The following is a 19,271-nucleotide window of genomic DNA, read 5'->3' as shown; positions in this document are numbered from 1 at the left end:
GTTTCTGCCGGGATGGTCCGTAACGGTGTCACCAGAGTACGAGTTGTGTTCTGGTGTCCTGTTGACGGTCTCCCGTTTCTGTCCCGGTCCTGGGGCTGGGGATTGTGCCACCTGCCCGCCCCGTCCCGGCCTGGTTGCACGGGCGGGTGGTGCGGGTCGCCAGGGCGACCAGGTTGTGTCCCGCGTTCGCGTCCCGGTCCAGGACGAGTCCACAGGTGTCGCACTCGAAGACACGCACGCTCAGGGGCAGCTTGGCTTTCACCGCACCACAGCGCGAGCACGTCGTCGAGGAGGGAAACCACCGGTCGGCCACGATCAGACGGGTGCCGTGCCGACGGGTCTTGTAGGACAGTTGGCGCCGGATCTCACCGAATGCCGCATCCGCGACCCGGCGCGACAGGCGCCGGTTGCGGCCCATCCCGGCCACGTTGAGGTCCTCGACGACGATGGTGCCGCAGCGTGTCCTCACGCAGGTTCGCGACCCGATGGTGCACCTTGTTCCGGGTTTGGTCGGCCCTCCCAGCGTTTCGATGCCTGTTGCCCGGTACGCCGGTCGGGACCCCGGCGGCGCGAGACGACACGACTGGCGCGACGCAGCTGTTTCTGCCGCGGCCGGGTTTCACCGTCCTCGCGCACGATCCGCATCGAGCCCGACGGCAGGCACATCACCCTGGATGAACTTCTTCACCCGGCCTCCTCCTGCGGGCCGGTGGCGAGGGCGACGGCCCGAGCCGCACGGTTCTTCGCCGAACGACGGCCGTACAGGCGGGCGCACATCGAGGTGAGGACCTCGGTGATGTCCCGTACAAGGTCATCGGCAGTCTCTGTCGGGTCGAGGACCAGCAGGCGCCGCCCTGTCGCCGACAGAGTCGCTTCGAGGTGCTCGACGCCGAACCGGGCGAGGCGGTCCCGGTGTTCGACCACGATCGTGGCCACACCCGGATCGGCCAGGAGTTGGTGCAGCTTACGGAGGCGCCCGTTCAGGCCGGATCCGACCTCCGTCACCACATCAGCGACCACGAGCCCCCGGGCGACCGCACCCTGCACAGCACGGGCTACCTGACGCTCCAGGTCCGCCTTCGCCCACGTCCACGCGGTCTGGTAACGCACACCGTTGCGCACCGCCCACTCCGAAAGCTTCACAGCAACACGGTATTCACAGAGAACACCGCATATCCATTGAAAAAGATAAGAACAGTTGTTTACTCCCGCCCCGACCGCCCCTCACAGGCCCGGGCGCGCTCCCCCAGTACCCCAATGCGCCCCGGTAGGAGCGACGGGAACGGGGCATCGATGGGACGACACCGGCGTGACACGCCGTAGGGGGAGGTGCACTGTGCACGGACCGGCGCCGTCCGGCTGGCTGCTCATGGTGTTGTGCGGGGCCACGGGGGCCTACTGCCTGTTGCGCGCGCACAACGGCTCGGAGCGGGAACGCGGATCGGCGCGTGCCGAGGCGCTGATGGGGTTCGGGATGGCCGCGATGGCGGTACCCGCCGCGCTGCTCACGTTCCCGGACTGGATCTGGGTGGTCTACGCGGTGGTGTTCGGCGCCGCCTCGCTGCACGCGCTCGTGTACGCCAGGCGCGGCGGCCACCATCTGCATCATCTGGTCGGTTCGCTGGCCATGGTCTACATGGCCTGGGCCATGGCGCCGGGAGCGGCCTCCGGCGCGGGGGGCGGCCACGCCGGACACGGAGGAGGCACAGCCGGAGGTGTCCCCGTGCTGACGGGAGTGCTCCTGGTCTACTACGCGTTCTACGTCCTGCACTCGGCCGGACGACTGGCACCGGCTCCCACGCCCGTCGGTCTGCCGGCCGGTGGCGTGACGGCGGCCCCGGCCTGGCTCGCACGGCCGGAGCTGGCCCTGGGATGCAGGCTGACCATGGGGATGGCCATGTTCGCCATGCTGCTCACCCTGTGAGACGGCGTGGCTCCCGCCCCGTGTCGTACGTCACTTGGCGCGCGCGGCCATACCCGTGGATACCGCGGCACTCATAGGCTGACGCCCATGTTGGTCTCCCTCGCGCTCCTGCTGCTCGGTGCACTGGCCGCCGTCGTGGCCCCGGGCCTGATGGCGAGGGCACGATGGCCGGAGCGCGAGCCGGTCGTGGCCCTGTGGGTGTGGCAGTGCGTGGTCGCGGGCGTCCTGTTGTCGTTCGGACTCTCCATGATCTTCAGCGCGGCCGCCGCCTGGCAGGCGGTCCGCGGCCACGTCTTCGCCCCCGCTCCGCACGCCGTGGTCGAGGCGTACGCCCTGGGTGCCTACGGGCCGTGGTCGGCGGTCATCGCGGTGCTGCTGGCCCTCGGCGGCGTCTGGACCGCCGCCATGCTCGTACGGGAGATCCATCGGGCCCGGGCCCGGCGCAGGCGACGGCGCACCGAACTGCTGGTCCGTTCCCCGTTGCTGCCGGGCGAGGAACCCGGCGGCGGACGCCTCGTCGTACTGGAGGGCGAGCGGCCCGGCGCGTGGTGGCTGCCGGGGGCGGCTCCCCGACTGGTCATCACCACCGCGGCACTCGGCCGGCTGAAGGGCCGTCAGCTCGATGCCGTGCTGGCGCACGAGCAGGGCCATGCGCAGGCCCGCCACGACTGGCTCCTGCACTGCTCGGACGCACTCGCGACCGGGTTCCCGCAGGTGCCGGTGTTCGCGGCGTTCCGCGACGAGATGCACCGCCTCGTCGAACTGGCCGCGGACGACGTGGCATCCCGGCGCTTCGGGCGTCTCACGATCGCGCTCGCGCTGGTCGAACTCAACGAGGACCGGGGTGTGTTCGGACCGGCTCCGACCTCCGGCGCCCACATGCCACTGAGGGTGAACCGCCTGCTCACGCCGGTGGAGCGGCTCACTGCGGCCCGTCGGCTGAGGCTGACAGCCGCCGCCGCCCTGGTGCCCGCCGTCCCGCTGCTGGTGGCCTTCGTGCCGGGGCTCAGCGCTCTGGGATAGCTTCCCGCGCGGATCATGCACGAGTATCGACCCCATGCACTCCCCTCCCCTCCCTCCCCGCACACGAGCCCACATCCCGGCCACGGGCCTCGTCTGTGTCTCCCTGTCCCTCGTTCTCCTTCTGCTGGTCGCGGTCCGCTGGTCGCCTCTGATGACGCTGGACACCACGGTGGCCGAGGCGCTGCACCGCCGGGCGGTGACCGAACCAGGGCTGGTCCAGGTCAGCAGGGTGCTGACGGACTGGGTATGGGACCCGTGGACCATGCGCGTGCTGACCGCCGTCGTCGTGATCGCCCTGTGGTGGCGCGGCTCCCGGCTGCTCGCGGGGTGGGTCGCAGCGACCAGTCTGCTCACCTCGCTCGTACAGCAAGGGCTGAAGGCCGCCGTGGGCCGGGAACGCCCTCGGTGGATCGACCCGGTGGACTCGGCACAGTACGCGGCCTTCCCCTCGGGCCATGCCATGACCGCGGCGGTCACCTGCGGGTTGCTCGTGTGGCTGCTGCGTCTGCACGGCGCGCGCCCGGCTCTGTGGTGGGGCTCACTCGCTCTCGCTGTCATCTCGGTGGCCGGCGTGGCCCTCACCCGTGTCTACCTAGGCGTGCACTGGTTGAGCGATGTACTGGGCGGAACGCTCCTGGGAGTCGCCGTGGCCGTGCTCTCCGCCGCCGGATACACCGGATACACCAGGCGCACCCGGCAGCCGGCGGCCGACGAGGGTGCGCCCTTGTAGAAGTTCACCGAAGGCAGCGAGGATCGGCCCATGCCCATCAAAGGTGTACTTTTCGATTTCTCCGGGACCCTCTTCCGGATAGAGTCCGTCTCGGCGTGGCTGCACGCGGCCCTCGACGCACGGGGCGCTTCCGTCGGGCAGGCGGACTTCGAGCACTGGACGCGCCGGCTGACCGATGCCGGAGCGCTGCCCGGGGGCCCGGACCCCGTCAGGATTCCGCCGGCGCTGGCCGCCGCGTGGGCCGACCGCGACCGCAGCGCGCTGACGCACAGGGAGGCGTACACCGGCCTGGCCCGGCAGGTGGCGCTTCCGGACCCGGGCCTGTACGACGCGCTGTACGACCGCCATATGAGCCCTGCCGCCTGGCGGCCGTATCCCGACGCGGCGGAGGTGCTGCGTGGGCTGCGCGGCAACGGCGTTCCGGTCGGGGTCGTCAGCAACATCGGCTGGGACCTTCGCCCCGTCTTCCGCGCACACGGTCTGGACGCATTCGTCGACGCGTACGTCCTGTCCTACGAACACGGCGTCCAGAAGCCCGATCCACGCCTGTTCCGCACGGCGTGCACGCTGCTGGAACTGGATCCAGCCGATGTCGTCATGGTGGGTGACAACCGCCACGCGGACGGCGGCGCGGCCGCCGTGGGCTGTGAGGTGCGTTTCGTGGACCATCTGCCCGTGGCGGAGCGGCCGGACGGGCTCCGGGCGCTGGGGCTTCCGGGACTGCCCGTGGAGGCACCCGGCACACACCTCCCGTGAAGGATTCCGGGAGACGGTGTGAGGGATATCCCTGTCCCGGAGTGGGTCCGACGGCCCTGAGGGGGTTTAGCTTGGTGGTCATGTCCCCGTATCCGAACACGTCCGTCGCCGTGCGCCCCGCCTCCGTCGTCAACGAAGAGATTCGCGACCTGTGGCAGCGCTCGGGCGGACTGCTGTCCGCCGAAGACGAGACGGAGTACCAGCGCCTGCTGGTGGAGTGGGCCACCGCCTCGGGCACGAGCGTCCGTCCGGCCGCTTGAGCGACCTGGCGGTCCGCGGCCCGCGGCTGATTCCGGCGATCCCCCGCATCGCCGGAATCAGGGGTACAGCATGTCCCCGCGCCGCCCAGCGGTCAATGAGATAAACGTGCCCCGCCGGGCGGAGACCGTCCGGCGGGGCACTCGCCGCCGTCCGCGGGGGAACCGGTGGATCAGCGGTCGAAGTAGTCCGGCTGCGTCTGTACGTTGAGCTCCTTCAGCCGCACCTTCTTCGCCGGGTCTGTCCGCCGGTCGTCGAGCTTCAGGACGTCGAAGCCCTTGGCGATGTCGTTGGAGTAGATGTAGCCGTTGTAGTAGTACGCCGACCACGGGCCGGCCGTGGTGACGGCGTCCGTCGAGACCGGACCGCGCTCGAAGTACGCGATCTCCTTCGGCTTCGAGGAGTTGGTGAAGTCCCACACCGAGACGCCGCCCTGGTACCAGGCCTGGACCATCAGATCCTTGCCCTTCACCGGAATGATCGAGCCGTTGTGCGCGACACAGACCTCGGTGTCCGCCTGCGGGCGGTCGATCTTGAAGTAGGCACGGAAGACCAGCTTGCGGTGGTCACCCTTGCCGGTGATGTCGTAGACGCCGTCGGCCCCGCGGTTCGGACCGATCTCGTCGTTGCAGGTGGCCGCGCCGCCGCCGCCGAGCTCATCGGTGAACACGACCTTGTCGGCACCCTGGTTGAACGTCGCCGAGTGCCAGAACGCGAAGTTCACGTTGTCCTGGACCCGGTCGATGATCTTCGGGTTCTCCGGGTCCTCGATGGAGAACAGCAGACCGTCGCCCATGCACGCCCCGGCCGCCAGGTCCTTCGAAGGCAGCACGGTGATGTCGTGGCATCCGGTGGTCTTGGAGACGCCGGGGTTGGCCGGCGCTCCCGGGTTGCCGCCGTCCGGGAAGAGCACCGGGAAGTTCACGATCCGGGAGTCCTCGGGGGCGCTGCGCGGCACCTTGATGACGGAGATCCCGTCGTGCGGCGGCCGGCAGTCCGGGAACGCCTCGTTGGGCGCGTACGACGAGACGTAGACGTACACGCTCCGGCGCTCGGGCACGATCGTGTGGGTGTGCGAACCGCATGCGGTCTCGACGGCGGCGACGTACTTCGGGTTGCGCTTGTCGCTGATGTCGAAGACCTTCATGCCCTCCCAGGAGGACTTCTCCGTGGCCGGCTGGGTGGTGCTGGCACAGGAGTTGTCGCTGCGGGAGGAGTCGGTCGACAGGAAGAGGAGATTCCCGGAGACCGAGATGTCGTTCTGCGAACCGGGGCACAGGACCTGCGCGACGGTCCTCGGCTTCTTCGGGTTGCGGATGTCGAAGATCCGGAACCCGTCGTAGTTTCCGGCGTAGGCGTAGGTGCCCTGGAAGGCCAGGTCCGTGTTGAGCCCCTGGAGCGCGTCCTTGGGGACGTTGGTGACGTGCTCGATGTTGGCGCTGTGGACGATCTCGTCCACGCCGGGTATCTCGCCGCTCTCGATCGCGGCCCGTGCTTCGGCCTGCTCACTGGAGGTGGCACCGCTGCGGGTGGCGGTGGTGTCACCCGGGTCCGGTGTCGCGGCCGCGGGTCCGGCCGTGAACAGCGTCGCGATGAGCCCGGCCGCGGCTGCCGCCACGCCCAGACGTCTGCGCCGCACGCTGGTGGTGTGCAACGAGGTCACTGCGTCCTCCCTTGTGTCCGTTCGTCGACGAACGGTTCCTGGATCCCGGCAGTATCGTCCCTCGCATGTACACACCAACAGATGGCAACAGAGACGTAATAAAAGTTTTTGATCACCCGCCGGTGGAAGGTGTTAGGACGGTCTGCAACAGACTCATGTGTCCATGGAGGTCGCCGTGCTGATGTCCCGTCGAACCACACGCGTGCGCTCAGCCGCCCTGACGACGACGCTCGTGGCCGCCGCCGTCCTCGCTCTGGGCGGCTGCGACGACGGCAGCGGCGAAGCGGCCGACGCCGGTGCGGACAAGGGCATTTCGGTCGTGGCGCCCGGTAAACCCGGCGAACCGGCCAGGACGTTGTCGGCCGAGGAAGCCGCGAAGGCCGCAGGGGACGACACGCCCAACTCCGCCGACTTCCGTTACGCCCGCATGATGATCGAGCATCACGAACAGGCCCTCGTGCTCACCGCCCTCGTCCCCGGACGGGCCTCCTCCGCATCGGTCGAGCGGCTGGCGAAGCGCATATCGGCAGCCCAGAAACCGGAGATCGGCGCCATGGAGGGCTGGCTGAAGAACAACGGCGGGGACGACCGCGAGGAGACGCACGACCATTCGGCGATGCCCGGGATGGCGACCGCCGAGCAGATCGAGCAGCTTCGTGCCGAGCGGGGCAAGGCCTTCGACCGGCTGTTCCTGCAGCTGATGATCACCCATCACCAGGGAGCCGTCACCATGGCCACCGAGGCCCTCGCGGACGGCAACAACGTGCTGGTCGAGGAGATGGCCAACGACGTCGCCGCCCAGCAGACGGTGGAGATCGACCGGATGCGGGGCTTGATGTCCTGAGGTGTGCCGGCCTCTGCCTGCGTCCAGGGGCGACCGCGCGTAGCGCGCCGGAGGGCGTGTCAGCCGTGGCCGAGACGCGCGGCCTGCCGGTCCGCGCCACCGAGCACGCTGTCCAGCAGGCCGGGGAAGAGGGCGTCCAGGTCCTCCGTCCGCACACAGCTCAGCTTGGCCGTACCGCGGTAGTACTGGTTGATGACGCCGCTCTCACGGAGCACCCTGAAGTGGTGCGTGGTGGTGGACTTGGACACCGGGAGATCGAAGTGCGAACAGGCCTGCTCGTCGGTCGCGCCGGCCAGCTGGCGCACGATGCGGAGCCGGATCGGATCGGAGAGCGCATGGAGCACGCCCTCGACGCGGATCTCCTCGCGCGAGGGGTGGGCGAGCACGCGAGCGGCGTTCGTCGTCACGGTGGCTCCACTTCGTCCAGGGACTCTCATTGTACGAGAGTCGTCGTAGTTTTATCCACGGGCCGCCACCACGAGCCGGACACGAGGGCTGCCGTCCGGCCTGCGGCCGAACGACTCCAGCGGCAGCAGCCGCAGTGTGAATCCGGTTTGCACGAGGTCGTCCACCACCCCCGCGAGCGGGAACGTGCGGTAGTACATGACGAAGGGCGGTCGCCACAGCGCGTTGCGCGTCCGCATGGCCAGGTCGAAGCCGAGCAGCGACCAGTAGGCGCGGGAGCCCACGACGGGCGGTGCGCCCACCGGGAAGACGAACAGGCCGCCGGGCCGCAGCGCCGCGTACACCTGGCCGAACAGCGCGGGGCGCTCCTCCGGCAGGAAATGGCCGAACGCCCCGAAGCTCAGGGCCAGGTCGAAGGCACGCGCGAACGGCAGCGCGAGGGCGTCGGCCCGGACCCAGTCCACCACGGGGCCTCCGGTCTCCCCGCGGTCCGCCGCCCTGGCGACGTCCAGCATGCCGGCACTGAAGTCGACCCCGGTGACCCGCTCCTGGCACAGCGTACGCAGCACGCCCACGCCTGCCCCGGTGCCGCAGCAGACATCCAGGCCCCGGCCGAACGGCCCGAGGGGCCGCACCTCGTCGGCGACGGCTTCGAGCACCCGGTCCGGGGTCCGGTAGGGCGTGAGGTCGAACTTCGGAGCGAGCAGGTCGTATCCGCGCATCGTGGAGGAGAGCGCTTGTACGGCCAGTTCGCGCAGCGTGGGGCCCTGGGGAGTGAACATCGCCGCTCAGCGTACCCACGGAGGCGGTGTCACACCGCGTAACCGTACGGTGCGGGCACGTGGACGTCGCCGCCGAGCGCGCGTGCGGCATTGCGCGCGAAGTAGGGATCACGCAGCAGTTCCCGGCCGAGCAGGACCGCGTCGGCGCTGCCGTCGGCGAGCACCTTCTCCGCCTGCACCGGGTCGGTGATCAGCCCCACGGCGGCCACCGGGAGGCCGGTCTCGCTGCGCACCCGCTCGGCGAACGGCACCTGGTAGCCGGGCTCCACGGGGATCCGCGCCTTCGGTGCCAGGCCGCCGGTCGAGACGTCCAGCAGGTCGACGCCGTGAGCGAGCAGCTCGCGTGCGAGGCGGACGGTGTCGTCGGCGGTCCAGCCCTCGCGCGGGTCGTCCGCGTTCTCCGTCAGCCAGTCGGTGGCGGAGACGCGGAAGAACAGCGGGAGCTCCTCGGGCCACACGGCGCGCACGGCGTCCACCACCTCCAGTGCGAAGCGCGTGCGGTTCTCGAAGGAGCCGCCGTAGGCGTCGGTGCGGTGGTTGCTGTGCGGGGACAGGAACTCGCCGATCAGATAGCCGTGCGCCCCGTGGATCTCGGCGACCTCGAAGCCCGCGTCGAGTGCCCGGCGGGCGGCGTCGGCGAACTGCCGCACGACCTGCTGGATGTCCTCGACGCTCAGCTCCGAGGGCACCGTGTGCGCTTCGTCGTACGCGAGGGGGCTCGGTGCGACCGGCGTCCAGCCCTCGGGGTCACCGGCGCCGATGGGGGCACCACCGAGCCAGGGGCGGTCGGTCGACGCCTTCCGTCCGGCGTGGGCGAGCTGGATGCCCGGGACGGTTCCCTGAGCGGTGAGGAAGCCGGTGATCCGCCGGAACGCCTCCACCTGGCGGTCGTTCCAGATGCCGAGGTCCGCGGGGCTGATCCGGCCCTCCGGGCTGACGGCGGTGGCCTCCACCAGGACGAGGCCGGTTCCGCCGACGGCGCGTGCGCCGTAGTGGGCGCGGTGCCATTCGTTGGCCACGCCCGTGTCGGGGCCGGACGCGTCCGCGCTGTACTGGCACATCGGGGCCATCCAGACCCGGTTGGGGATGGTCAGCGACCGAAGGGCATAGGGCTCGAACAGTGCACTCACAGGGGACTCCGGTTCCTCGGGAAGCGACGGGCGGCAGGACGGCCCGGCTCACCGGGCCGCCTGTTCGTACGAGATTCACCGTACTACGATTTTCACCGTACTACGAGATGCGCCGTACTATGAAAGCCGCCGACGGAGCCGGATGCCGGCCTCGGCGTCGTACATCTGCGTCCAGCTCCGTCCGCCTCCTGAGGTCCAGGTCACCTGGACGTTCGCCCCGTCCGTCCTGACGGCCTCCACCGTCATGAGCCGGTCGCCGTCCCGTACGTCGCCGCGCAGCAGCTCACGCGCCTTGACGGTGACGGGCCGCGCCGACCGTACGCTCTCCGCCTCGGTGGCCGCAGCGACGAGCGCTGCGGCCAGGTCCCTGGCCGCAGCCGGGGAACAGGACCAGGAGGAGGCCGGCCCCGGGGGGCCCTCGATCCGGATCCCTACCTGGAGAGCCCCCTCCGCGGGGCCGGGGGCCACCTCCAGCCTCGCACCGTGGCCCTCGGTGTCCCGGATCTCGATACCCATCCCTGCCGCCTCCTCGTCCCGCTCCGGTCAGCTCAGCCGGAGACTCTCCGGCGGGCCCGGATAGCTGGGCTTGAGTCCGCCGGTGTCCACCACGAGGTTCTGGAGTACCACGGTCGGGTCGACCATCCAGAATTTCAGTGCATGGACGGGCCGCGGTGCGTCGTCGTCGGTTCCCGCACGCCGGCCGCGTTCAGTGGCGCCGCCGGTTCGGTGCCGGCCCGCGGCGAGCGCGAGCGTCAGGATCTGGCGCAGGGTGCCGTAGGCGGGCTTGGGGCATGGCACATTCCTTCCGGTAGTGACGCGTGGACGAGGAGCCGTGACCGATCGCGCCGGGATGCCTTCGAAAGTTTCGACACGGTCTCCGCTCACCTTCCGGGCGGACGGAGCAGACGGGGAGGGGGCGCGGCCCCGCGGCCCCGTCAGTTCTGTGCGACCAGCGCGTCGACCGACGTGGCGCAGACCATGCGGCGCCGGTGGTCGACGGTGCGCTCGGCTCCGGTGAGGCGCAGCCGTACGGTGTGCTTGACGTCCGCCACGTCGCTGGACGTGGCGAAACGCAGCTCCACGTCGCCGGGCTCGACGATCCGGCGCCCGCCGGTCCCGGTGAAGGAGACCAGGTCCGGGTGAAAACGGAAGCTGACCTTCCTGGACTCCCCCGCGGCGAGCGGCACCCGGGCGTACCCGATCAGCCGCGCCTCTGGGCGCGTGATCTGGGCGACCGGGTCGTGGACGTAGAGCTGGACCACTTCGGCCCCGTCGCGGTCGCCGGTGTTGCGGACCGTGATCTCGAGGTCCGTCTCGCCGTCGGTGGGGAGTTCGGCCGGCACCTCGGCACCGGGCTCCCAGACGAACGAGGTGTACGAGAGCCCGTGGCCGAACGGGTAGAGCGGCGTCGGGTCGAGATTACTCACTCCGTTGGACCGGCCCAGCGGCGGCTGCAGGTACGTCCACGGCTGGCCACCGGGGTCGTTGGGCACGCCCACGGGAAGACGCCCGGAGGGATTGACGCGTCCCGAGAGCACACCGGCGAGCGCAGGGCCGCCCTCCTCGCCGGGGAAGAACGCCTGCACACAGCCCGCCAGTCGGTCCCCCCGCCCGCCGAGCGCGTACGTACGTCCCGTCAGCAGTATCAGGACGACGGGCGTACCGGTCGCGAGCAGCGCGTCCAGGAGGTCGCCCTGGAGACCGGGCAGCGCCAGATCCGAGGCGTCGCAGCCTTCGCCGGAGGTACCGCGGCCGAAGAGTCCGGCCCGGTCACCGAGCACGGCCACACAGACGTCGGCCCCGGCCGCCAGGGCTGCGGCCTCCGCGATCCGGGTGGCGTCCGTACCGTCCACCTCGCAGCCCTGCGCGTAGTCGACGCCCGCGTCCGGGAACTCCTCGCGGAGCGCCTCCAGCACCGTCGGCACCTCGATTCCCATGGGTGCCTCGGGGTGCTGGACTCCGACATGGCTCGGGAAGGAGTAGCAGCCGAGCATGGCCAGGGGATCGTCGGCGCGCGGTCCGACGACCGCGATCCGCCCGCTGCCGCTCAGCGGCAGCGCTCCCCGGGGGTTGGCCAGCAGGACACAGGACCGCTCGGCGAGCAGCCGGGCCAGGGCCCTGTTCCGCGGCGGGTCGAGGTCCACCGTGCCGCGCGCCTGCTCCGGGTCCACCCCGTCCAGCACCGTGGGAAGGGCGGGGCGGTCCCGGTCGAGCAGACCGAGCTCGCACTTCTGCAGCAGAACCCGGTGCAGGGCGCGGTCCACCAGTTCCTCGGCCACGAGTCCCTCGCGTACGGCGGCGACCAGTGCGTCGCCGTAGCTGCGTACGGTGGGCAGTTCCACGTCGACTCCGGCGGTGAGGGCCAGCCGCGCGGCGTCACCTCGTCCGGCGGCGACCTTGTGCAGCGTCTCCAGGAAGCCGACGCCGAAGTAGTCGGCGACCACCGTTCCGCTGAACCCCCAGGTGTCCCGGAGCAGCCCGGTGAGCAGGGCCGGGTCGGCCGCGACGGGCAGGCCGTCGATCTCGGCGTACGAGTGCATCACCGACCGGGCGCCGCCTTCGCGGATCGCCATCTCGAACGGCGGCAGGATCACGTCGGCCATCTCGCGGGCGCCCGCACGTACCGGGGAGAGGTTGCGCGCGCCCGCCGACGCGGAGTAACCCGCGAAGTGTTTGAGCGTGGCGACGATCCCGGAGGACTCCAGGCCCCGGACGTAGGCCGTACCGATGGTCGCGACGAGGTAGGGGTCCTCGCCGATGGTCTCCTCCACGCGGCCCCAGCGCAGATCCCGGACCACGTCAAGGACCGGCGCCAGGCCCTGATGGACTCCGACCGACCGCATGTCGCTGCCGATTCGGTGGGCCATCTCGGCGACCAGCTCCGGGTCCCAGGCCGCTCCCCAGGCCAGCGGGACCGGATAGGCGGTCGCGCCCCAGGCGGTGAAGCCGGCCAGGCACTCCTCGTGGGCGAGAGCGGGGATGCCGAACCTGCCCGCCTCGCAGATCCTGGCCTGGGCCGTGGCCAGCGAGACGGCGCCCACGCCCGGGTCGACCGGGGCGGTGCCGAACGGGCGGGTGAGCTGGCCCAGTCCTCGTGTGGTGATCTCCTCGAAGTCGACCGGGTCGACCATGTCGTTCTGGTGCGGTGCGACTCCGTCGCCCTCCGCGTCGGCACCCACCCAGATTCCGTAGAGCTGAGCGGCCTTCTCCTCGAGCGTCATCCGGGCCGCGAGGTCGGCCACCCGCTCCTCGGGGCTGAGCGCAGGGTCGCGCCACGGGCCGTCGACGGCGGGGGGCGGATCGGCCTGGCGGGTGTGCGGGACGGGGTGGGTTGCCATGGCGGCAGGGGTTCCTCTCATGAGTGCGGTGGTCCGGGGCGGCGTCGGTGTGCTACTTGCCGCCCACCCCCATCAGTCCGTTGATCAGCGCCCGCCGGGCCACGAGGTACACGGCGAAGATCGGTATGACGGAGAGGACGATCGCTGCCAGTACAGCGGGGATGTTCACTCCGAACTGGCTCATGAAGTTGAACAGCCCCAGCGTCAGGACGCGTTGCTCCTCCGACTGCGTCAGGATGAGCGGGAACAGGAAGCCGTTCCACGCCTGAAGGGCGGAGAAGATCGCCACCGTGCTGATCCCGGCCTTGGACAGCGGCACCGCCAGCTGCCACAGCATGCGCAGGGGCGAGGCTCCGTCGAGGGCCATCGCCTCGTACATCTCCTCGGAGACATCACGCATGGTGCCGCTGAGCACCAGGACCGCGACGGGCATCGCGAAGGCGGCGGTGGGCAGGACGATCGCCCACAGGGTGTCGTACAGCCCCATCTTTCCGATCATCAGGTATAGGGGCACGATCACGGCCTGCGCCGGGATGGCGACGCCGAGCAGGAAGGTCCGGAAGGCAAGCGACGACAGGCGGCTGCGGGTGCGCACCGCCACGTAGGCCACCGGGACGGAGAGCACCAGCACGATGGCCACCGTGGCCACGGCCACGATCGCGGTGTTCCCGATCAGCGAGAGGAACCCGCTGTCCAGCACGAAGACGTAGTTGTCGAGCGTCGGGTCCGTGGGGATCGCCAGCGGGTCGCCGTTCAGGGCCTCGTCCTGCCGCATCAGCGACGCGGAGACCAGCGTGTAGAGCGGCACCAGAACGATGACCAGCCAGATCAGTGAGCCGATGCCGGCCACGGGGTTGCCCAGGGACTTGCGTCGTCCGGACGGGCGGCCGCGACGCGGCGGGACGGGTGTCGCGGACTGCCGCGACGAGGCGGGGCGGGTGTCGGTCGACATCTCGTCACATACCTTCCCGGGTGGACCGCATGGACCCGAAGCCACTGAGGCGGACCATGATCAGCGAGATACTGGTGGCCACGACGACGAGCGCCGTGGCGATGGCCGCCGCGTAGCCGAGGTCGTACGTCTGGAAGCCGGTCCGGTACATCAGGTAGGGCAGGATCGTCGTGTCCGTGCCGGGGCCGCCCTTGGTCATGATGAGCACGGTGTCGAAGTACGTCAGCGAGCCGACGATCATCAGGATCGACGAGGTCGTCATCGTGTGGCGCAGCTGCGGCAGGGTGATGTGGAAGAACTGCCGCACCATGCCCGCACCGTCGATGGAGGCGGCCTGGTAGAGGACCTCCGGGATCTGCCGGGCGCCGCCCTGGTAGATCAGCGTGTGGAAAGGCATGAACTGCCAGCCGCCGACGAACGCCACCACGAGCAGGGCGCCGGTGGACGATCCCATGACGTTGGGGTCGATGCCTAGCCAGGGTCCGATCGTCTGGATCACGCCGAAGTTGGGGTCCAGCAGGGCACGGAAGAGTATCGCGATGGCGGTGGTGGAGAGCAGGAGCGGGATGAAGAAGATCGCGGACAGGAACGCACGGCTGCGCTGGCGGCCCGCGGCCCACACACCCAGCAGCAGGGCCACCGGAGTCTGGAACACCCAGCTGATCGTGGTGAGCAGGAGGCTGAGCCAGGCGGCCTGGCCGAACTCGGAGTCGTTGAACAGCCGGGTCCAGTTGTCCAGACCCGTGAAGGTCGGGGAGTTGAGCCCGTCCCACTCGGTGAAGGAGAGATAGACGGCGATCGCCAGAGGGACGATCGCGAAGACGGCGAAGAAGAGGATTCCGGGGACGGCCCAGGCGACCGGGGGGCGGCCGGCGTTGCCGACGGCCGCCTTCCTGTCTCCGTGCCTCTTCGCGACCGGAGTGTGGTGGGACATCGTTACTTTGCGGCCTTCATTGCTTCGACGAACTGCTCAGGGGTCGTCTTGCCGGCGAACAGCTTGCTGATCTCCGTGAGCAGTGGCGTGGCGTACTGGGATTCGAGCGCCTGGTCCCACGAGAGGGTGAAGCTCGGGGCCTTCTGCACCATTTCGTACTGGTCGGTAGCGAACTGGGGGTTGGGAGAGTCCTTCAGCATCGAGGCAGCGTTGGACGTGGTGGGGACGTCACCGTTGTCGACGAGGGCCTGCGCGTAGGTCTTCGACGCCATCGTCTTCAGGAACTCGACGGCGGTGTCCTTGTGCTTGGTCCGGGCGTTGACGGACCAGTAGTTGGTCGGGTTGCCGACGATGTTCGCCGGGTCGCCGACCCCGCCCGCCACCGTCGGGAAGGTGGTCCAGCCGAGGTCCTTCTTGGCGAATTCGGGAGCCTTGCCCAACTGGGTCGAGTATTCCCACGAGCCCATCAGGTGCATCGCGGCCTTGCCCTTGCTGAGCAGGGTCGGCGCCGCTCCGCTGCCGTAGTCCACGGAGTTGAAGTTCTTGCCGAAGGCGCCCTGGTCGATCAGTTCCTTGACGGTCCGGGCCGTCTTGAGCACCGCGGGGTCACCCCAGCCGTCGGTGTCGCCGTCCTGGATCTTCTTGAAGACCTCCGGACCGCCGATCCGGTCCAGCAGGTATTCCATCCACATCAGTTCCGGCCACTTCTCCGAGCCGCCGAGCGCGAAGGGGATGATGCCCGCGGCCTTGAAGGTCTTGATCGCCGCCTGGAGGTCTTCCCAGGTCTTCGGCGGCTCGATGCCGTGCTCGGCGAAGAGGGACTTGTTGTAGAAGAGCATCACGGGCTGCATGCCGCGCATGGGAACCCCGTAGATCTTCCCCTCGAGACCGCCGGCCGTCATGATCGAAGGGATGAAGCCGTCCTTGAGCGTGGCGTCGTTCTTGACCGTCGACGTCAGGTCGACCAGGTCCTCGGAGTCGACGTACGGCTTGATGGAGCCGCCGCCCCAGTTGTAGAAGACGTCAGGAGCGTTGGGCGAGCCCATGGCGCTGCGCAGCTTGTTGACGTAGTCGGCGCCGGGGACCGGAACCAGCTTCACCTTGACCTTGGAGGTCTTGTTGAAGGTGTCGACCGCCGCCTGCTGAACCTTGACCGCGTCATCCCCGTAGACGTAAGCGGTGATGGTCCCGCTGTCGCCACCGCTGGCCCCTGAGCCGCAGCCGGCCAGCAGCCCGGCCATGACCATCGCCGCGCCCGCCGCAGCCCATCTCGTCGTACGTGTGCCCTGAGCGAATATCCCCGACCGCATGACCGCACCTCTGTCGAATGTTTCGGCTTGCCCTTCGAATGTTGCCGGAACCGTACGGTCGTGTTTCGGGCCCGTCAAGGGGGTAGGAGCAAGCATTTACGAACCTTGCCCGGACGCGGATGCAGGGCGCCGGGGACGCTACGATTCGTGCATGAGCCCTGCAAAGGTCCAGCCCCCACAGGAGAAGGCGTCCGGCGTCGAGTCGTCGGAGAGCACCGCCACGCTGGCAGAGATCGCCCGAGCGGCCGGAGTTTCGGCTCCGACAGTTTCGAAGGTGCTGAACGGCCGCGCCGATGTCGCCCCCGGTACGCGCACGAGGGTGGAGGAACTGCTGTCGAGGCACGGCTACCGCCGCAGGCGGGGAGCCTCCCAGCAGTCCCAGCTGATCGACCTGGTCTTCCACGAGCTGGACAGCGCCTGGGCGATGGAAGTCGTCCGGGGTGTCGAGAACGTCGCGAGGGAGGAGGGTCTGAGCCTGGTCCTCTCGGAGAGCGCGGGCCGGCTCACTCCCGGCCAGACCTGGGTGGACGGTGTTCTCGCACGCCGCCCGGCCGGAGTGATCCTGGTGCTCTCGGACCTCGACGCCGCACAGCGCGCGCAGCTGACGAGCCGTTCCATCCCGTTCGTCGTCGTCGATCCGGCGGGTGACCCCGGCGATGACATCCCCTCGGTCGGGGCGGCCAACTGGCAGGGCGGTCTTGCCGCCACCCGCCACCTGACGGGCCTGGGCCACCGGAGGATCGGCATCGTCGGTGGCCCGACCCGCATGATGTGCAGCCGTGCGCGGCTCGACGGCTATCGCGCCGCTCTGGAGACCTCGGGCGTCCCGATGGATCCCGAGCTCGTGCGCGAGGGGGAGTTCAATCACGAGGACGGCTACACGGCGGCGCTGGAGCTGCTGCGCCTGCCGGAACCGCCCACCGCCGTCTTCGCCGGGAACGACCTCCAGGCCCTCGGCGTGTACGAGGCAGCGCGCGAACTGGGGCTCCGCATTCCGGAAGACCTCAGCGTGGTCGGTTTCGACGACCTCCCGCTGACCCGCTGGATCGGTCCGCCGCTCACGACGGTGCGCCAGCCGCTCATAGAGATGGCCGAGACCGCGGCCCGTCTGGTCCTCGACCTCGGCCGGGGCAAGCAACCTGCGACGACCCGGGTCGACCTGGCGACGAGCCTGGTGGTCCGCAGCAGCACGGCCCCGCCGGCGCGCTGAGCGGGCCGGGTCCCGACGCGCGACCGGCCGTCCCGCGCCATGGCCCGCGGGTTGCCACGACCGCTGCGACCTGCGACGACTCCGCATCACCCGGCCACTGTCAGTGGCTCGGTGCAGACTGGCCCTCATCCGGCACAAAGACGTTTCGGGAGGTCCTGTCATGACCGATGTACTGCTCACCGTGGGTACCCGCAAGGGACTCTTCATCGGCCGCAGAAACGGCGGCAGGTGGACGTTCGGCGATCCCCGTTTCAACGCGCAGGCGATCTACTCGATCGCCATCGACACCCGGGGACGGTCGCCCCGGCTGCTCGTCGGCGGCGACAGTGCCCACTGGGGTCCTTCGGTCTTCCACTCCGACGACCTGGGCGCGACCTGGGTGGAGCCGCAACAACCCGCGGTGAGGTTCCCGCAGTTCACCGACGCCTCGTTGGAGCGGGTCTGGCAGCTGCATCCCGCCGGCCCCGAGGCCCCGGACGTCGTCTACGCGGGGACCGAGCCGGCCGCGCTCTTCCGGTCGGAGGACCGGGGCGAGTCCTTCGAGCTGGTCCGCCCGCTCTGGGAGCACCCGACACGGTCGAAGTGGGTGCCGGGCGGGGGCGGCGAAGGGCTGCACACCATTTTGACCGATTCGCGTGACGCCCGTGCGGTGACCGTCGCCGTCTCCACCGCGGGAGTGTTCCGCACCGAGGACGGCGGCGAGCACTGGTCGCCGTCCAACAAGGGCGTCTCCGCCGTCTTCCTGCCGGAGCCCGACCCCGAGTTCGGCCAGTGCGTGCACAAGGTGACCCGGGACGCGGCCGATCCCGACCGGCTCTATCTGCAGAACCACTGGGGCGTGTTCCGCAGCGACGACTCCGGAAGGCACTGGAAGGACATCGGCACCGGTCTGCCCTCGGACTTCGGTTTCGCCGCCGCCGCGCACCCGCACCGCGCGGACACCTTCTACGTCTTCCCGATCAACGCCGACGCGGACCGCGTCCCGGCCGGACACCGCTGTCGGGTTTTCCGCACGCAGGACGCGGGAGAGACCTGGGAGCCACTCTCCCAGGGCCTTCCGGACCGCGACCACTACGGCACGGTGCTGCGTGACGCGCTCTGCACGGACGACGCCGACCCGGCAGGGGTCTACTTCGGCAACCGCAACGGCGAGGTGTACGCGAGCGCGGACGACGGCGACAGCTGGCAGCAGCTGGTCTCACATCTGCCCGATGTGCTGTGCGTGAGAGCGGCGGTGCTCAGCTGACTGCGGCTGCCGCCCGACACCTGCTCACGGCAGCCGCCAGTCCACGGGGCGTTCCCCCGCACGGACCAGGAAGTCGTTGGTGCGGCTGAAAGGCCGCGAGCCGAAGAAGCCGCGGTCCGCCGACATGGGCGAAGGATGGGCGGATTCGACCGCGGGCAGGTCGCCGAGGAGTGGCCGTAGGTTGCGTGCGTCCCGCCCCCACAACACGGACACCATCGGCTTGCCCCGTGCGACCAGGGCACGGATGGCCTGCTCGGTCACTTCTTCCCAGCCCTTGCCCCGGTGCGCGGCCGGCTTGCCGGGCGCCGTGGTCAGCGCCCGGTTGAGCAGCAGCACGCCCTGCTGTGTCCAGGGCGTCAGATCGCCGTTGGAAGGCCTGGGAACGCCGAGGTCGGAGTGCAGTTCCCTGAAGATGTTCTCCAGGCTGCCCGGCAGCCGCCGCACGTCGGGCGCCACCGCGAAGCTGAGCCCGATGGCCATGCCCGGGGTCGGATAGGGGTCCTGACCCACGATCAGGACGCGTACCTCGTCGAAGGGCTGCTGGAAAGCGCGGAGGACGTTCTTCCCCGCCGGCAGGTAGGTGCGCCCGGCACCTACCTCCGCACGGAGGAAGTCCCCCATCGCCGCGACCCGGCCGGCCACGGGCCCCAACGCCTCGGCCCACCCGGGCTCCACAAGTTCACTCAACGGTCGCGCTGCCACGGTCGTCACTCTACCGGCCCACCGGAACCGGAGTGATCATGTGACCCCACGGGGCGGAGGTCGA

The 19,271-nt window shown here is 69.9% G+C and carries 20 protein-coding genes and 1 pseudogene; 8 read left to right on the top strand and 13 right to left on the bottom strand.

Annotated features, from left to right (window positions below):
* Positions 1-28 precede the first annotated feature (28 nt).
* Both ACFYSH_RS29900 and ACFYSH_RS29895 read right to left on the bottom strand, forming a co-directional pair.
* Positions 29-469, bottom strand: coding sequence for an RNA-guided endonuclease TnpB family protein (locus ACFYSH_RS29900; protein WP_388756504.1), 441 nt, complete (start codon positions 467-469; stop codon positions 29-31).
* Between the two features lie 215 nt (positions 470-684).
* Complete coding sequence (locus ACFYSH_RS29895) at positions 685-1,143, bottom strand: IS607 family transposase (protein WP_359471537.1); 459 nt, start codon at positions 1,141-1,143, stop codon at positions 685-687.
* 193 nt (positions 1,144-1,336) lie between these two features.
* Here ACFYSH_RS29895 and ACFYSH_RS29890 point away from each other — a divergent pair, with 193 nt between their 5' ends.
* The 5 genes from ACFYSH_RS29890 (at position 1,337) to ACFYSH_RS29870 (ending at position 4,693) form a co-directional block, all read left to right on the top strand.
* Positions 1,337-1,924 (top strand): DUF5134 domain-containing protein, encoded by a 588-nt coding sequence (locus ACFYSH_RS29890; protein ID WP_388756501.1) that lies wholly within the window; start codon positions 1,337-1,339, stop codon positions 1,922-1,924.
* 87 nt (positions 1,925-2,011) lie between these two features.
* On the top strand, positions 2,012-2,947 hold the full coding sequence (locus tag ACFYSH_RS29885; protein ID WP_359471541.1) for a M56 family metallopeptidase: 936 nt from the start codon (positions 2,012-2,014) through the stop codon (positions 2,945-2,947).
* A gap of 34 nt (positions 2,948-2,981) precedes the next feature.
* Positions 2,982-3,677, top strand: coding sequence for a phosphatase PAP2 family protein (locus ACFYSH_RS29880; RefSeq protein ID WP_388756499.1), 696 nt, complete (start codon positions 2,982-2,984; stop codon positions 3,675-3,677).
* A 30-nt stretch (positions 3,678-3,707) separates the two neighbouring features.
* On the top strand, positions 3,708-4,433 hold the full coding sequence (locus tag ACFYSH_RS29875) for an HAD-IA family hydrolase (RefSeq protein WP_359471546.1): 726 nt from the start codon (positions 3,708-3,710) through the stop codon (positions 4,431-4,433).
* Between the two features lie 80 nt (positions 4,434-4,513).
* Positions 4,514-4,693 (top strand): hypothetical protein, encoded by a 180-nt coding sequence (locus ACFYSH_RS29870; RefSeq protein ID WP_359471548.1) that lies wholly within the window; start codon positions 4,514-4,516, stop codon positions 4,691-4,693.
* A 170-nt stretch (positions 4,694-4,863) separates the two neighbouring features.
* Here the strand turns inward: ACFYSH_RS29870 and ACFYSH_RS29865 are convergent, their stop codons facing one another.
* Positions 4,864-6,354, bottom strand: a complete 1,491-nt coding sequence (locus ACFYSH_RS29865) for a hypothetical protein (protein WP_359471550.1) — start codon at positions 6,352-6,354, stop codon at positions 4,864-4,866.
* 181 nt (positions 6,355-6,535) lie between these two features.
* Between ACFYSH_RS29865 and ACFYSH_RS29860 the strand changes: the two genes are divergently transcribed.
* Complete coding sequence (locus ACFYSH_RS29860) at positions 6,536-7,198, top strand: DUF305 domain-containing protein (RefSeq protein ID WP_359471680.1); 663 nt, start codon at positions 6,536-6,538, stop codon at positions 7,196-7,198.
* Between the two features lie 59 nt (positions 7,199-7,257).
* Here the strand turns inward: ACFYSH_RS29860 and ACFYSH_RS29855 are convergent, their stop codons facing one another.
* The 9 genes and pseudogenes from ACFYSH_RS29855 to ACFYSH_RS29815 all read right to left on the bottom strand — a co-directional run bounded on the left by ACFYSH_RS29855 (position 7,258) and on the right by ACFYSH_RS29815 (position 15,986).
* A complete protein-coding gene (locus ACFYSH_RS29855; RefSeq protein WP_388756496.1) occupies positions 7,258-7,635 on the bottom strand; it encodes an ArsR/SmtB family transcription factor in 378 nt (125 codons plus the stop codon).
* A gap of 21 nt (positions 7,636-7,656) precedes the next feature.
* Complete coding sequence (locus tag ACFYSH_RS29850) at positions 7,657-8,385, bottom strand: class I SAM-dependent methyltransferase (protein WP_359471554.1); 729 nt, start codon at positions 8,383-8,385, stop codon at positions 7,657-7,659.
* A 29-nt stretch (positions 8,386-8,414) separates the two neighbouring features.
* Positions 8,415-9,515: an NADH:flavin oxidoreductase/NADH oxidase gene (locus tag ACFYSH_RS29845; RefSeq protein WP_359471557.1), complete on the bottom strand. Its 1,101-nt coding sequence runs from the start codon at positions 9,513-9,515 to the stop codon at positions 8,415-8,417.
* A 117-nt stretch (positions 9,516-9,632) separates the two neighbouring features.
* Positions 9,633-10,031 carry a hypothetical protein gene (locus tag ACFYSH_RS29840; protein ID WP_359471559.1) on the bottom strand — a complete coding sequence of 133 codons (399 nt, stop codon included), beginning with the start codon at positions 10,029-10,031 and terminating at the stop codon, positions 9,633-9,635.
* A gap of 27 nt (positions 10,032-10,058) precedes the next feature.
* Positions 10,059-10,178 (bottom strand): annotated as a pseudogene (locus tag ACFYSH_RS29835) (hypothetical protein); the annotation flags it as partial.
* A 272-nt stretch (positions 10,179-10,450) separates the two neighbouring features.
* The gene (locus tag ACFYSH_RS29830) at positions 10,451-12,853 is read right to left on the bottom strand and encodes a glycoside hydrolase family 3 N-terminal domain-containing protein (RefSeq protein WP_359471563.1); all 2,403 of its coding nucleotides are present in this window, start codon (positions 12,851-12,853) and stop codon (positions 10,451-10,453) included.
* Between the two features lie 52 nt (positions 12,854-12,905).
* On the bottom strand, positions 12,906-13,805 hold the full coding sequence (locus tag ACFYSH_RS29825; protein WP_359471565.1) for a carbohydrate ABC transporter permease: 900 nt from the start codon (positions 13,803-13,805) through the stop codon (positions 12,906-12,908).
* A 4-nt stretch (positions 13,806-13,809) separates the two neighbouring features.
* A complete protein-coding gene (locus ACFYSH_RS29820) occupies positions 13,810-14,739 on the bottom strand; it encodes a sugar ABC transporter permease (RefSeq protein ID WP_359471567.1) in 930 nt (309 codons plus the stop codon).
* Positions 14,740-14,741: 2 nt separating this feature from the next.
* On the bottom strand, positions 14,742-15,986 hold the full coding sequence (locus ACFYSH_RS29815; RefSeq protein ID WP_359471682.1) for an extracellular solute-binding protein: 1,245 nt from the start codon (positions 15,984-15,986) through the stop codon (positions 14,742-14,744).
* Between the two features lie 214 nt (positions 15,987-16,200).
* Between ACFYSH_RS29815 and ACFYSH_RS29810 the strand changes: the two genes are divergently transcribed.
* Together ACFYSH_RS29810 and ACFYSH_RS29805 are read left to right on the top strand one after the other, a co-directional pair.
* Complete coding sequence (locus ACFYSH_RS29810; protein ID WP_359471570.1) at positions 16,201-17,259, top strand: LacI family DNA-binding transcriptional regulator; 1,059 nt, start codon at positions 16,201-16,203, stop codon at positions 17,257-17,259.
* A 160-nt stretch (positions 17,260-17,419) separates the two neighbouring features.
* Entirely contained in the window at positions 17,420-18,505 is a 1,086-nt protein-coding gene (locus ACFYSH_RS29805; RefSeq protein WP_388756491.1) for a WD40/YVTN/BNR-like repeat-containing protein, read from the top strand.
* Between the two features lie 24 nt (positions 18,506-18,529).
* Here ACFYSH_RS29805 and ACFYSH_RS29800 read toward each other — a convergent pair whose 3' ends face one another.
* A complete protein-coding gene (locus ACFYSH_RS29800) occupies positions 18,530-19,207 on the bottom strand; it encodes a uracil-DNA glycosylase (protein ID WP_359471574.1) in 678 nt (225 codons plus the stop codon).
* Positions 19,208-19,271 lie beyond the last annotated feature (64 nt).

The organism is Streptomyces sp. NPDC005791 (assembly GCF_042871485.1).
Classification (GTDB): domain Bacteria; phylum Actinomycetota; class Actinomycetes; order Streptomycetales; family Streptomycetaceae; genus Streptomyces.
The sequence above is the reverse complement of the archived record's forward strand: the minus strand, read 5'-3'. Positions and strand labels throughout refer to the sequence as shown.

Bases quoted from the DNA above. Each gene is read 5' to 3' on its own strand.
- ACFYSH_RS29810 (WP_359471570.1), top strand. From the start codon at position 16,201: ATGAGCCCTGCAAAGGTCCAGCCCCCACAGGAGAAGGCGTCCGGCGTC.
- ACFYSH_RS29825 (WP_359471565.1), bottom strand. From the start codon at position 13,805: ATGTCGACCGACACCCGCCCCGCCTCGTCGCGGCAGTCCGCGACACCC.
- ACFYSH_RS29805 (WP_388756491.1), top strand. From the start codon at position 17,420: ATGACCGATGTACTGCTCACCGTGGGTACCCGCAAGGGACTCTTCATC.
- ACFYSH_RS29860 (WP_359471680.1), top strand. From the start codon at position 6,536: ATGTCCCGTCGAACCACACGCGTGCGCTCAGCCGCCCTGACGACGACG.
- ACFYSH_RS29880 (WP_388756499.1), top strand. From the start codon at position 2,982: ATGCACTCCCCTCCCCTCCCTCCCCGCACACGAGCCCACATCCCGGCC.
- ACFYSH_RS29875 (WP_359471546.1), top strand. From the start codon at position 3,708: ATGCCCATCAAAGGTGTACTTTTCGATTTCTCCGGGACCCTCTTCCGG.
- ACFYSH_RS29855 (WP_388756496.1), bottom strand. From the start codon at position 7,635: ATGAGAGTCCCTGGACGAAGTGGAGCCACCGTGACGACGAACGCCGCT.
- ACFYSH_RS29885 (WP_359471541.1), top strand. From the start codon at position 2,012: ATGTTGGTCTCCCTCGCGCTCCTGCTGCTCGGTGCACTGGCCGCCGTC.
- ACFYSH_RS29840 (WP_359471559.1), bottom strand. From the start codon at position 10,031: ATGGGTATCGAGATCCGGGACACCGAGGGCCACGGTGCGAGGCTGGAG.
- ACFYSH_RS29820 (WP_359471567.1), bottom strand. From the start codon at position 14,739: ATGTCCCACCACACTCCGGTCGCGAAGAGGCACGGAGACAGGAAGGCG.
- ACFYSH_RS29850 (WP_359471554.1), bottom strand. From the start codon at position 8,385: ATGTTCACTCCCCAGGGCCCCACGCTGCGCGAACTGGCCGTACAAGCG.
- ACFYSH_RS29870 (WP_359471548.1), top strand. From the start codon at position 4,514: ATGTCCCCGTATCCGAACACGTCCGTCGCCGTGCGCCCCGCCTCCGTC.
- ACFYSH_RS29830 (WP_359471563.1), bottom strand. From the start codon at position 12,853: ATGGCAACCCACCCCGTCCCGCACACCCGCCAGGCCGATCCGCCCCCC.
- ACFYSH_RS29815 (WP_359471682.1), bottom strand. From the start codon at position 15,986: ATGGTCATGGCCGGGCTGCTGGCCGGCTGCGGCTCAGGGGCCAGCGGT.